The organism is Nonomuraea longispora (assembly GCF_004348345.1).
Lineage (GTDB): Bacteria > Actinomycetota > Actinomycetes > Streptosporangiales > Streptosporangiaceae > Nonomuraea > Nonomuraea longispora.
This window is the reverse complement of sequence record NZ_SMJZ01000020.1, coordinates 1-12,723: the sequence shown is the minus strand read 5'-3', so window position 1 is coordinate 12,723 and position 12,723 is coordinate 1. Positions and strand designations below refer to the sequence as shown.

Annotated in this window: 11 protein-coding genes; 7 read left to right on the top strand and 4 right to left on the bottom strand. The window is 69.9% G+C overall.

The features are described 5' to 3' along the window. Positions 1-66 precede the first annotated feature (66 nt). Entirely contained in the window at positions 67-366 is a 300-nt protein-coding gene (locus E1267_RS08190; RefSeq protein WP_342774778.1) for an ankyrin repeat domain-containing protein, read from the top strand. A gap of 227 nt (positions 367-593) precedes the next feature. Further along, complete coding sequence (locus E1267_RS08185) at positions 594-1,445, top strand: terpene synthase family protein (RefSeq protein WP_165959511.1); 852 nt, start codon at positions 594-596, stop codon at positions 1,443-1,445. A 16-nt stretch (positions 1,446-1,461) separates the two neighbouring features. Here the strand turns inward: E1267_RS08185 and E1267_RS08180 are convergent, their stop codons facing one another. Beyond that, positions 1,462-3,576 (bottom strand): ATP-binding protein, encoded by a 2,115-nt coding sequence (locus tag E1267_RS08180; protein WP_246063609.1) that lies wholly within the window; start codon positions 3,574-3,576, stop codon positions 1,462-1,464. Between the two features lie 358 nt (positions 3,577-3,934). Between E1267_RS08180 and E1267_RS08175 the strand changes: the two genes are divergently transcribed. Genes E1267_RS08175 through glpK form a run of 3 tightly spaced genes read left to right on the top strand, consistent with a single transcriptional unit; the run spans position 3,935 to position 6,735 of the window. Then, a complete protein-coding gene (locus tag E1267_RS08175; protein WP_425465070.1) occupies positions 3,935-4,342 on the top strand; it encodes a GNAT family N-acetyltransferase in 408 nt (135 codons plus the stop codon). Between the two features lie 46 nt (positions 4,343-4,388). Beyond that, a complete protein-coding gene (locus tag E1267_RS08170; RefSeq protein WP_132331403.1) occupies positions 4,389-5,216 on the top strand; it encodes an MIP/aquaporin family protein in 828 nt (275 codons plus the stop codon). Position 5,217: 1 nt separating this feature from the next. Next, complete coding sequence (glpK, locus tag E1267_RS08165) at positions 5,218-6,735, top strand: glycerol kinase GlpK (RefSeq protein WP_132331401.1); 1,518 nt, start codon at positions 5,218-5,220, stop codon at positions 6,733-6,735. Here glpK and E1267_RS08160 read toward each other — a convergent pair. Beyond that, positions 6,728-7,573 (bottom strand): ABC transporter permease, encoded by an 846-nt coding sequence (locus E1267_RS08160; protein ID WP_132331399.1) that lies wholly within the window; start codon positions 7,571-7,573, stop codon positions 6,728-6,730. The two genes, glpK and E1267_RS08160, sit on opposite strands and share 8 nt — an antisense overlap. Further along, complete coding sequence (locus tag E1267_RS08155; RefSeq protein WP_132331397.1) at positions 7,570-10,197, bottom strand: alpha/beta fold hydrolase; 2,628 nt, start codon at positions 10,195-10,197, stop codon at positions 7,570-7,572. Before E1267_RS08155 ends, E1267_RS08160 begins: the two co-directional genes overlap by 4 nt. 68 nt (positions 10,198-10,265) lie before the next feature. Here E1267_RS08155 and E1267_RS08150 point away from each other — a divergent pair, with 68 nt between their 5' ends. Next, the gene (locus E1267_RS08150) at positions 10,266-11,090 is read left to right on the top strand and encodes a class I SAM-dependent methyltransferase (protein ID WP_132331395.1); all 825 of its coding nucleotides are present in this window, start codon (positions 10,266-10,268) and stop codon (positions 11,088-11,090) included. A 30-nt stretch (positions 11,091-11,120) separates the two neighbouring features. After that, entirely contained in the window at positions 11,121-12,305 is a 1,185-nt protein-coding gene (locus E1267_RS08145) for a hypothetical protein (protein ID WP_246063607.1), read from the top strand. A 46-nt stretch (positions 12,306-12,351) separates the two neighbouring features. On the opposite strand, the gene E1267_RS08140 is transcribed toward E1267_RS08145, so the two are convergent. Next, a partial coding sequence (locus E1267_RS08140) for a CopD family protein (RefSeq protein WP_132331393.1) occupies positions 12,352-12,723 on the bottom strand: 372 nt, incomplete at its 5' end.

The following is a 12,723-nucleotide window of genomic DNA, read 5'->3' as shown; positions in this document are numbered from 1 at the left end:
GCCCGGAGCCGCAGCCGTTCGCCACGAAGCTGTTCCGACCTGGTCAGAGCGGGTGACACCGCGACTTTGCGCGCGTACGCCGGGGCCGGGGTTCCGGTCGACCCGACCAACGGCAAAGGTGACACTTTCCTGATGCCGGCGGCTTATTACGGTCACGCCGGGACCGTCACGATGCTCGTCACAAGCGGCGCCGACCCGAACCGCACCAACGACCGCGGCCAGACACCGCTCGCGAGCGCCGTTTTCGAGAAGGAACTGGAGGTGGTCAAGGCACTGGTCGAGGCAGGTGCCGACCCCCATGTGGGCACGCCGTCGGCGGCGGACACTGCGAAGAGGTTCAACATGGAGGAATGGGCGACTCCTTAGGGCGGTATACCCCGAAGGGTAACGAAGAGACTACATCGCGCCATATAGCCAATATCCGCTAGGCAGTCGACCATGCCTATATGGCTATTACCCATGCGCAAGCCACACCCCCCCGAATCCCTGCCTTACGCTGTCCGTTCGCAAGCCAGGTAAATCCCCACGTCACCGAGGCCAGTGAGGACAGCTTCAGCTGGCTGCTCGAGTCGGGCATGCTCCAGGAACCGGAAATGCTCGAACGATACCGAAGCGCACGGTTTGGCTGGCTCACCGCCCGGGCCTACCCGCTCGTCGACCGGGAGATGCTCAAGCTGCTCATGGACTGGTGCATCTGGCTCTTCGCCTTCGACGACGGGTTCTGCGAGTCCGAGGACCTCAGCAAGCACACGGCTCTCATCGCCAGAGCGCTGCCGGAGATGTTCAAGGTCCTGCACGACCTTGAGTGGGAGCAGCCCGTGACGAACGTTTTCGCCAAGTCCCTGCAGGGGCTCAAGGACCGCATCTCCGCCCACGCCGAGCGTGACCAACTCGACCGCTGGTGCACCGCCACGAAGGAGTACATCTTCGCTCAGGTTTGGGAGGCCGCCAACAGAGAGTCGGATGTGGTGCCGACGCCGGAGGACTACGTCTTCATGCGTCGGCGTACCGGCGCCATGTATCCCGTGTACGCCCTCATCGACATCGCGGGGCGCCAGCGGCTCACGCCCGAAGAATGGCACCATCCCGACGTCAGAGCTCTCACGGAGCACGCCAACGATCTAGTGGTCTGGGACAACGACCTTTTCTCGTACGCAAAGGAACGTAAGCACGACAGGGCTCGGCACAATTTGGTGAACGTGCTCGTCACCCACCGCGAATGCACCCTGCAGGAGGCTCTCGACGAGGTGGCGTCGATGCACGACCACGCCGTCGCGGAGATGGTGCGACTGCGCAAGTCGGCCGAAGAATGGGGTTCGCCGGCGGTGCTCGCCTATGTGCAGGGTCTCGAACACTGGGTGCGAGGCCACATCGAATACTCACTCGGCAGCGCGCGCTACGTGCACGCGTGGCCGAGCGGCACTCAGTGGCTCCAGACGTCCTGATCCACTCGTCCGTGGCCTACGACGGGGCGTCCATGTCGCCAAGCGCGAGCGTGGTCGCCTCGTCAAGATCGAGCTCGGTGCCACGCACGAACGCCTGTTTGTAGGCGTCGATGCCCAGGCTTCGCTCACACTCCTTGACGCACTTCTCATGGTCGACCGTCAGGAACGGAGCCCCCAACATCGGCAGGCCTGCCGACCTCCAGTTCTGGTGCAGCGCACCGAGCAGCCGACTTGCCAGTTCCACCTTCTTCTGCGCGGCGTAGATTCTCGCGGACGTCTCCAGCGTGATGAGTGTGCCCAGCTTGTCGTGGAAGTGGCGTTTGATTCGCAGGCTCTCCCGGGCGTTGTCCAGCGCCAGGTCAAGCCGCGTCGTATGCAGTCTGGTCACCGACAGCGCCCAGTGTGCGTAGGAGCTGACCCACAACTCGCCTCGTTCAGTACACACCTGCAGGCAGTCCTGCAGCAGGGACTCGGCCTCGTAGAACTCGCCCTGCGAGGTCAACACGATCGCCAGCTCCACGATGGCGGGCAGCAGACCTGGGTTCAGTTCCTTGTTGTCGGTGTTGAACTCGATCGCCACGCCCAGGAGCGCGCTGGCCTTCTGCAGGTCGCCCTGGAGCAGCGCCGCCGTCCCTTGCATCTTGGAGGCCAGGATCACCGCTCTGGAATCGCCCACCCTGACGGCTTCCGTGCTGCACATCTCGGCTGTGCGCTGCGCACCGACGCTGTCGCCCTGGGCGCTCTTCAGGTACGACAGCACCCAGAGCGCCTTGCAGCGTTCCTTGCTCGGCATCGGGTTGGCCTCGAGGGCCCGCTCGAGATACAGGCGCCCTTCGCGGGCGAACCCGCAGCAGACCCACATGAACCACAACGACGACAGCAGGACCAGCGCCAGCGGCTCCTTGCCCGGGGTCTTGAGGGCGTATTCCAGCGCCACCCTGACGTTGTCGTGCTCCTGGCGCATGCGGACGAACCAGTAGATCTGTCGGGGACCCGACCAGGCGTCCTCGCCGCGCTGGGCCAGGCTCAGATAGTAGTCGAAGTGCCGTCGCCGCAGCTGCTCGGACTGGCCGAGCTTGTCGAGCCACTCCTCACCGTATTCGGCCAGGGTGTCGATGAGTTTGTAGCGCACACCGGCGTGGTTGCTCCTGATCAGCAGGATCGACTTCTCCACCAGCCCGGTGACCAGATCCGTGATGTCCTCCGCCGGCAGCCGCCCGTCGGAGCAGACGAACCGGGCCGCGTCGAGCTCGAAGTCGCCGGCGAAGACCGACAGCCGCGCCCACAGCAGGCGTTCGGCCGGCTCGCACAGCTCGTGGCTCCAGCCGATGGCCGCCCGCAGCGTCTGGTGGCGGGGCAGGGCCGTGCGGCTCGCCCCGGCCAGCAGGCTGAAGCGGTCGGTCAGCAGGCCGAGGATCTGCTCCACCGACAGGGCGCGCAGCCGCACCGCCGCCAGTTCGATGGCGAGCGGGATGCCGTCGAGCCGCCGGCAGAGCTCGGCCACGGCCTCGATGTTGTCCTCGTCGAGCTGGAAGTCGGGCACGCTGGCCCCGGCCCTGACGGCGAACAGCTGCACCGACTCGTTGGTGAACAGGCTCTCCGCGGGGTCCTCGCCGGGCACCTGCAGCGGCGGCACGGGCACCACGTGCTCGTACGGCAGGTGCAGCGACTGCCGGCTGGTGGCCAGCACCTTCAGGTTGGGCGCGGCCTCCAGCAGCTCGTGGACGAGCTCGGCGCACCCCTGGATCAGATGCTCGCACGTGTCGATGATGAGCAGCATGTCGCGCTCGCCCACCCATTCCGACAGCGACTCCGACTCCGCCCGCGAGGACTGGTCGGCGATGCCGAGGGCGGAGGAGATCGTGTGCTTGACCATGCCCGCGTCCTGCAGCCTGGCCAGGTCGGCGAACCACACCCCGTCGGGGTAGTGGGCGCGCACCTGGTGCGCCAGCCGCAGCACCGTGCGCGACTTGCCCACACCGCCGATGCCCGTCACGGTCACCAGGCGCGACTCGGCGAGGTGCCGTTTGAGGTTGGCGAGCAGGCGCGTACGGCCGACGAAGCTGGTGAGCTCCGCCGGCAGATTCCCTTCTCGCCGCCAACCTGTCGGGGTGGCCATGGGCAGCCTCACGGGGGGTAGGCGACACCTGCCTACGCATCGTACCGCCGTGCCTCCCACCTGTCTCGAAGCCCGCGCACAGGCCGGGTAGGGGTTTGTACGCCTGGATAGCATGTCGGGTGTGAAAGATTTCCTACCTGACCAGACGGCGGACGACACCGACGAGGGCTGGGGCGAGTGGCGCTCCGACGACCCCGACGCCTTCTACCTCGAGAACAGACCGCCGCACTGGGGCTAGCGCGAGAAGATCCACACAACGGGCCACACAACGGGCCACGCGCTGCGCCCCGCCACCCCCGGCGACGACGACGCCATCGCCGCCGTCGTCGACGACTGGTGGGGGCGGCCGATCCTCGCCTCGCTGCCCCGGTTGTTCCTCGACCATTTCCACCGGACGAGCCTGGTCGCCGAGGGCCCTGGGGGGATGGCGGGGTTCCTGATCGGGTTCGTCTCGCCGTCGCAGCCCCGCGAGGCGTACATCCACTTCGTCGGCGTCGCGCCCGCCGCCAGGAAGAGCGGGCTCGCCCGCTCGGTGTACGAGCGGTTCTTCGGCATCGCCCGCGACCACGGCCGGCACGTCGTCAGGGCCGTCACCGCACCGGTCAACAGCGCTCCGTCGCCTCCCACCGCCGCATGGGCTTCGAGGTCGGCGGCCCTGTCCCCGGCCACAACGGCCCGGGGACGAGCCTGGTCGCCTTCGTACGCACGCTCTGACCTGAAGCGCACCTTTCCCTCGCTTAGCGTTATGTGTCATATACAGACCGTATGCATTGCCTGATTACGGGAATGGCACACAACGGGTACGCGAGAGGAAGGGGATGGCCGTGGCCGGGCGTCTCGATCGCAGAGGGCTGGCCGGCGAGCTGCTCGCCGAGTTCGCCGGGACAGCGGTGCTCATCCTGTTCGGCTGCGGCGTGGTCGCCTCGGTCGTCGCCGCGGAGGTCGGCGACCACGACAGCATCGCCTGGGCCTGGGGGCTCGGCGTGGTGCTCGGCGTCTACACCGCGGCCAGGACCTCCGGCGGGCACATCAACCCCGCGGTCACGCTGGGGTTCGCCGTCTTCCAGGGCTTTCCCTGGCGGAAGGTCCTGCCGTACGTCCTCGCGCAGACCGCGGGGGCCTTCGTCGCCGCGCTGATCGTACGCTGGAACTTCACCGAGATCCTGGCGATGGCCGACCCCGGGCACACGCTCAAGACCCAGATCGTCTTCTCCACCCTGCCGGGCAACGGCACCCTGCCGGTGGACATGTGGGGCGGGTTCCGCGACCAGATCATCGGCACCGCGATCCTGCTCTTCCTGGTCTTCGCGCTCATCGACACCCGGAACATGGCGCCGGACGCCAACATGGGGCCCTTCGTCATCGGTCTGATCGTCGTCGCGATCGGCATGGCGTTCGGCACCAACGCCGGATACGCCATCAACCCGGCGCGCGACTTCGGGCCGCGCCTGGCGAGCTTCCTCACCGGCTACCACGGCGCGTGGCGTGATCAGTACGGAGACCTGTACTTCTGGGTGCCGATCATCGGGCCCCTGCTCGGCGGCCTCCTCGGCGCGGGCCTCTACCAGGCGTTGATCTCCAGGTTCCTGCCGCGGCCCGAGGATCGTGACATCGTCAGACCTGCGGACCCTGACAAGAACGAAGGAGAATGACATGCCCGATTTCGTCGGGGCGGTAGACCAGGGCACGACGAGCACCCGCTTCATGATCTTCGATCACGACGGAGGCGAGGTCGCCAAGTTCCAGCTCGAACACGAGCAGATCCTGCCCAGGGCGGGCTGGGTCGAGCACAACCCCATCGAGATCAGGACGCGGACCGCCGCCGTCATCCAGAGCACCCTCCAGCGCGCCGGCCTCCAGCCCACCGACCTCGCCGCGATCGGCATCACGAACCAGCGCGAGACCACGGTCGTGTGGAACCGGCGCACCGGCCGTCCGTACTACAACGCGATCGTCTGGCAGGACACGCGCACCGACAGGATCGCCGCCGCGCTGGAGCGGGACGGCCGCGGTCAGGTCATCCGCGACCGTACGGGGCTGCATCCGGACGCGTACTTCTCCGGCGGCAAGATCCAGTGGATCCTGGAGAACGTGGACGGCGTCCGCGAGGCGGTCGACCGGGGCGAGGCCGTCTTCGGCACCACCGACACCTGGACGTTGTGGAACCTGACCGGGGGCGTCGACGGCGGCGTGCACGCCACTGACGTGACCAACGCCAGCCGTACGATGCTCATGGACCTGGACACCCTCGACTGGGACGACGAGCTGCTGTCCTTCTTCGGCATCCCGCGCCCGATGTTGCCCGAGATCCGGCCGTCGTCCGACCCCGCCGCCTACGGCGTCACGACCCCGTTCGGAGCGGCCGCGGGAGAGGTGCCGATCACCGCGATCCTGGGCGACCAGCAGGCCGCGACCGTCGGGCAGGTCTGCTTCTCGCCGGGCGAGGCCAAGAACACCTACGGCACCGGCAACTTCCTGCTGCTCAACACCGGCACCGAACGGGTGCGCTCGCAGAGCGGGCTGCTCACCACGGTCGCGTACAAGTTCGGCGACCAGCCCGCCGTGTTCGCGCTGGAGGGCTCGATCGCCGTGACGGGCTCGGCGGTGCAGTGGCTGCGCGACCAGCTGCACATCATCACCTCCGCGCCGCAGAGCGAGACCCTGGCCAGGCAGGTGGAGGACTCGGGAGGCATGTACTTCGTGCCGGCCTTCTCCGGCCTGTTCGCCCCTTACTGGCGGGCCGACGCCCGCGGCGCCATCGTCGGCATGTCGCGCTACAACACCGACGCCCACCTCGCCCGCGCCACGCTGGAGGCCATCTGCTACCAGAGCAGGGACGTCGTGGAGGCCATGCAGCATGACTCGGGCGTGGTGCTCGACGTGCTGCGGGTGGACGGCGGCGTCACCGCCAACGACCTGTGCATGCAGCTCCAGTCGGACATCCTCGGCGTGCCGGTCAGCCGGCCGGTCGTCGCCGAGACCACCGCGCTCGGCGCGGCCTACGCCGCGGGGCTGGCGGTGGGCTTCTGGCAGGACACCGACGAGCTGCGCGCCCACTGGGTGGAGGACCGCCGCTGGGAGCCCGGCTGGAGCGAGGAGCAACGGGAGAAGGGGTTCGCGGGCTGGAAGAAGGCCGTGACCAAGGCGTTCGACTGGGCGGAGACTAGCTGACCACGTCCTTGCGGCGGAACCGGCGGAAGGCCACGGCGACGAGGATCGCCGCGTACGTGATCGACACGGAAGCGCCCTTGATCATGCCGCTCCACTCGAGCTCGGGCGCGAGCGCGTCGAGCCAGGCGTTGTTCCAGAACGTCGGCAGGAACTCGCGCAGCACCCCCAGCGCCTCGACGGCCTGCAGGATGGTGCAGACGATCCACAGGCCGACGGCCCCGCCGACCGCCCCCAGCGGGGAGTCGGTCATCGTGGAGACGAGGAAGGCCAGCGCCGCCACGACGAGCTGGCTGACCAGGGCGTACGCGATCACGATGCCGAAGCGCGGCAGCACGTCGAGCGCCGGGATGCTCTCGCCCGTGCCGGGCACCTGGATGTCGTTCCAGCCGAACGCCAGCGTGCCCGCCAGCAGCGCCATCACGGGCAGGCAGATCACGGCCGCCGCGGAATAGCCCAGCGCCACGATCAGCTTCTGCCGCAGCAGCCGGTCGCGGGGCACCGGCGCGGCCAGCAGGTAGCGCAGCGACGACCAGTTGGCCTCCCCGGCCACGGTGTCGCCGCAGAACAGCGCCACCGCGACGACCAGCAGGAAACTGGCCGACACCGACAGCGCGAAGGCCGCGAAGTTGAGGCCGCTCTCGGTCGCGAGGTCGGAGATGCGCAGCGCCTGGCCGTTGTCGTTGCCCTGCGGCCCGAACTGGAACGCGATCACGAGGATCCACGGCAGCGCGAGCAGCAGCCCGAACATCACGATCGTGCGGCGGCGCTTGAACTGCCTGACGATCTCGACCCGCAACGGCAGCGTACGGCGGGGCGCGTAACCGGGCGCGGCGGTCATGAGGTGTCTCCGATGAGGTCGAGGAACACGTCTTCCAGGCGCGTGGCGTGCCCGTTGCCGGCGCTGGCCGGTCGTGGGGCCGCGCTGAGCAGCTGCGACACCGGGCCGGTGGAGACCAGCCTGCCGCGGTGCATGACCACGACGTGGCTGCAGGTCTGCTCGACCTCGGCCAGCAGGTGGCTGGAGACGATCACGGTACGGCCGTCGCGCGCGTAGCGCTTGAGCACCTCGCGCATCTCCCGGATCTGGGGCGGGTCGAGCCCGTTCGTGGGTTCGTCGAGCACGAGCAGGTCGGGCAGCCCGAGCATGGCCTGGGCGATGGCGAGCCGCTGGCGCATGCCCTGCGAATAGGTGCGTACGGCCCGTTCGAGCGCCTTGCCGAGATCGGCGATCTCCAGCGCCTCGTCGAAGCGGGCGTCGGCGGCCGGCCGGCCGGTGGCGGCCCAGTAGAGCTCGATGTTGTCCCGCCCCGACAGGTGCGGCAGGAAGCCCGGACCTTCGACGAACGACCCCAGCCGGGACAGCACGGGAGCGCCCGGCGTCACCCGTTCGCCGAAGATGCGGACCTCGCCGCCGTCGGGCTGGATGAGCCCCAGCATCATCCGCATCGTGGTCGTCTTGCCGGCGCCGTTCGGCCCGAGCAGGCCCAGAACCTGGCCCTGCTCGACGCGGAACGACAGGTCGTCGACGGCGAGCTCGCCGTTCCTGTACGCCTTGGTCAGCCCGCTGATCTCCAGCGGCACGGCCGGGCCGGGCGCCTCGCCCGCCGGCCCGTCGCCCGCCGGCACAGCCGTGGGGCGGCGGCCCCGGGTGCGGCCGGTCACCAGCAGCGCCGCCGCGGCCACGACGGCGGCCAGCGGCATCGCCCACACCCACCACGCCACCCCGCCAGGGGCGGCGGCCAGCGTGCCGACCGTCGGGACGGTCAGTTTGGGGGAGACCAGCGACACCTGGTACGTGGCGGGCTCGGCGGGCGTCGCGAATCCCATGTCCGTCGTCGTCAGCACCAGCCGCAGCCGGTGGCCGACGGCGAAGTTGTGGTCGACGGCGGGCAGTGTGACCGCGACCTCCGCGCTGGTCGCGCCCTCGGGGATGGCCACCCGGATCGGCGCCACCAGCCCGGCGGGCAGGGAAGGCGGCTGGACGCTGTCGGCCACGTCGTAGAGCTTGGCGAACAGGGTCGCCTCGGTCCCGCCCTGCCCCGACACCCTGATCGTGGCCGTCGAGCTGCCGGTGAGCTGCAGCGGCTCGGTGAGCGGCCGGGACTCGAACGCGGCGCTCTGGCCGGGCATGTCGATCGCGACGCCGGGCGTGTTCTGGCCGCCGAGCAGGCCGCCGACGCCGGGCACCGACGAGATCGAGGCGGGTGCGCCGCCGGGCGGGTTGGCGATGTTCTGGGCGGGGCCCGACAGTTCGACGGCGCTGGTGGCGGTGCCGCCGAGACCGGGGTAGGAGCCGGTCTCCGGGTGCAGGCGCACGCGCTGGCGGGTGCCGGGGTCGCGGCCGCCGTCGCGGGTCACCGTGAACCCGCTGACCGGCGGCGCCGCCTGTCCGGCCCCCTCGCCCTTCAGGTAGCGGGCGAACCAGGCCGACGACTGCTCGAACACCCAGTCGACCTCGCCGTCGCCGCCGTCGTGCCCCCCGTCGAACCAGGCCAGGCTGACCGGCGTGCCGCCGGCGGCGATCGCCCTGGCGTTGGCGTCGGCGTGGCTGAGGGGGAACAACGAGTCGCGCTGGCCCTGGATGAGCAGGGCCGGCGCCTTGATCCGGCCCGCCACGGTGATCGGGCTCGACTTGCGCAGCAGGTCGACGGCCTCCTGCGTGGGCCTGCCCGTCTTGGCGACCTGTTCGTACACGTTGCAGATCTCGGGACGGAACCTGCCGCACCTGGCCTGCTCGGGCGTGAGCGGGCGGGTGGCCTCGGGCCGTCCGCCCAGGGCGAGGCTGTCGAGCGAGACGCCCTGGCCGAAGAAGATGCCCGCCCACATGCGCTTGAACACACCGTTCTCCGCCTCCGGCAGGCCGTCGGCGGCGGAGGTGCCGGCGTCGCCGGTCGCGGAAAGCGGGGCCGCCGTGTTGGGGAAGAGCGCGTCGGCCAGGTCGGACCAGGTGATCCGCGGGACGATGGCGTCGACGCGCTGGTCATGGGCCGCCGTCATCAGCGCGATGGCGCCGCCGTACGAGCCGCCCGCGATGCCCACGCGTGGGTCGCTCGGCGCGTCGAGCAGGACCTCTGGGCGCTCGGCCAGCCAGTCGATGAGCTGCTTGACGTCCTTGACCTCGTAGTCGGGCGAGTTGAGCGCGATCTCGCCGGTCGAGCGGCCGAAACCGCGCGCCGACCACGTCAGTACGGCGTAGCCCTCCTTGGCGATGCGGACAGCCTCATCCCTGACGCTCCGCTTGCTGCCGCCGAAACCGTGGCCGAGCAGCACGGCAGGCGCCTTCCCTCCGCCCGGAGGCGGGAAGAACGTCGTGTCGAGCTGGACCCGCTGGTCGTCGGCTGGTCCGTCGACGACGGTGATGGTCTGATCCTGGCCCCGCACCTCGGCACCCGACGGCCACACCAGCCACGTCGTCACGGCGATGAGGGCGAGCGCCGCCGCAGACGCGGCCACACGCTTCATGCGGCGAGCCTACTGACCACACCTGAGAGATCGCTGAGACGGCCCGTCCGCCTCTACGCTCGGACACCATGGACTATCTGGAGACCAACAGGGCCAACTGGAACTCCAGGGTGCCCGTCCACGTCGGCAGCGACTTCTACGACGTCGAGGGCTTCGTCGCCGGCCGGAGCCCGCTGCGGCCGTTCGAGCGTGAGGAGGTCGGCGACGTGTCCGGCCGCCGCCTGGCCCACCTGCAGTGCCACATCGGGCTCGACACCCTCGCCTGGGCCCGCCTCGGGGCGGAGGTGACCGGCCTCGACTTCTCCGCGGCCGCCGTCGCCCAGGCGGAGGGCATCGCCGCCGAGTGCGGCCTGCCGGCGAGGTTCGTCACGGCCGACGTGTACGACGCCGCCGAGAAGCTCGGCCGGGCCGCGTACGACATCGTCTACACCGGCGTGGGAGCGCTGGTCTGGCTGCCCGACCTGACACGGTGGGCGCAGACCGTGGCCGCGCTGCTCAAACCGGGCGGCTTCCTCTATCTCGCCGAGTTTCACCCCTTCCCCGACATCCTGGACGAAGCCACGGGCACCACCGTCACGCACGACTACTTCGACCGCGAGCCGCAGGTCTGGGTCGAACCGCACACCTACACCGGCGGCGAGGAGCTCGAACACCAGACGTCCGTGCAGTTCCTGCACGGCCTCGGCGACGTCGTGAGCGCGGTGGGCGCGGCGGGGCTGCGGGTGGAGTTCCTCCACGAGCACGACTTCACGCTCTTCCAGCGCTTCTCGACGCTGGAGGCCGCCGGCGGCACGTATCGCGTCCCCGGCGGCGCCCCCAGGCTGCCCCTCATGTACTCCCTGCGCGCCTGCGCCGCCGGCGAACCCTCACCGGCGGCCACTCCCGGCGACTGACCGGGAACGGTGACCGTAAGATTTGCTTCCGTGAAGTCTCCAGCGTCGATCAAAAAGGCCGCGCAGTGGGCCTTGCCCTATTGGACCAGAGGCCAGGCGGGGCGCGAGACGCCGCACGACCTGTTCAGGGTGCTCTACTTCGGATGGCTGGCGGCGTTCACGCTCAAGCTGCTCGGGTCGGCGTGGGACGTCTCGTGGCACTTCAAGTGGCTGCGTGACGATCTCGCCCCGCCCCACGTGCTCAACTCCGCGGGCACCGCCCTCGCCCTGGCCCTCACCATCATCCACGGCTACACCGGCTACGGCGTCGACAAGGCCGCGCTGCGCCTGATCCAGTGGGGCACCGGCATCTTCCTCGTCGCGGTCCCGCTCGACCTGATCAACCACCGCGTCAACGGGCTCGACATCACCTCGTGGAGCCCGTCCCACCTCATGCTCTACCTTGGAACGTTCTTCATGATCGCGGGCGTGATCCGTGGCTGGTTCATGGGAGCGCCGCCCGGCAGGGAGCGCGTGGTCGTGCTCGGCGCGTTCCTCGCCTTCTTCCTGGAGAACGTGCACTTCCCCGAGCAGCACCAGGAATACGGCATCCTGTCGATCGGCGCCTGGGACAACGGCGCCGTCTACGCCGAGCCGATCCTGCTGCAGTTCGCCGCCGACCAGATGGGGCGGCCGATCGACCGCACGATGATGACCGGGTTCGCTCTGCCCGTGCCCGACTTCCTCTACCCCGTCTACGCGGTGGTCGTCGGAGTCTCGGTGCTGGTGGTGGCGAGGACTTTGATCGGCAGGTTCGGCGCCGCCACGCTGGTGGCCGTCGCCTACGTCGGGGTGCGCACGCTCATCTGGCCGCTGCTGACCTACACCGGGTTCCCGCCGTCGGCGGTGCCGTTCTTCCTCGTGATCGCCGGGCTGCTGGTGGACGTCGCGTTCCTGGTGCGGCCGCCCGCCCTGCGCGCCCTGCTCGGCGCCGCGGTCGCGACGGCCGGCGCGTACGCCGCGCTCGCGGCCCAGAACGCGGTCATGGGCGGTGTGTACGACCTGCTCATCGGCCGGCAGGGCCTGCTCGGCGCACCCCCGCTCGTCACGTCGTCGGCCGTCTGGTCGGGGCTCGGCCTGCTGGCCGCCTGGCTGGCGGTCGAATGGCTGGCACACAGGCGCCGCGCGAGCCCGGGCCGAGCCGCCTCACCCGTGATCGCTCCCGCCACCCACTAGCGCGTCCGCCCTACCCTTGTGGCGCCCGGCGGGGCGGCGTCGCCGGTCAGACGATCGAGGCGCGGGTGAGCGCCACCGCCACGCCGTACGCCAGCCCCATCACGCCGACCTCGGCCGCCGCCCATCCCACGAGGGCGGTGGCCCGGCCCTTGCGCACGGCGGGCAGCAGGCGGAAGCGGATGTGCGCCGCCAGCGGCACCAGCAGGGTCACCAGCGCCGCCTTGGCCACGACCAGGAGACCGTAGTCGCTGGTCAGGAGCGCGTCGGGGAGCCTCACCCCGGGCGTGAGCGCCATCGTGCCGAGCCCTGTGATCAGCCCGGACAGCGCCACCATGAACAGGCACACCGAGGCGATCCTGGAGAACTTGGGCAGCGCCATGGCGAGCAGGCCAGGGTGGGGCGCGACGAAGATCGCGGT

Excerpts from the sequence above, each read along its gene's own strand:
- glpK (WP_132331401.1), top strand. The coding sequence starts at position 5,218 with ATGCCCGATTTCGTCGGGGCGGTAGACCAGGGCACGACGAGCACCCGC.
- E1267_RS08155 (WP_132331397.1), bottom strand. The coding sequence starts at position 10,197 with ATGAAGCGTGTGGCCGCGTCTGCGGCGGCGCTCGCCCTCATCGCCGTG.
- E1267_RS08160 (WP_132331399.1), bottom strand. The coding sequence starts at position 7,573 with ATGACCGCCGCGCCCGGTTACGCGCCCCGCCGTACGCTGCCGTTGCGG.
- E1267_RS08150 (WP_132331395.1), top strand. The coding sequence starts at position 10,266 with ATGGACTATCTGGAGACCAACAGGGCCAACTGGAACTCCAGGGTGCCC.
- E1267_RS08185 (WP_165959511.1), top strand. The coding sequence starts at position 594 with ATGCTCGAACGATACCGAAGCGCACGGTTTGGCTGGCTCACCGCCCGG.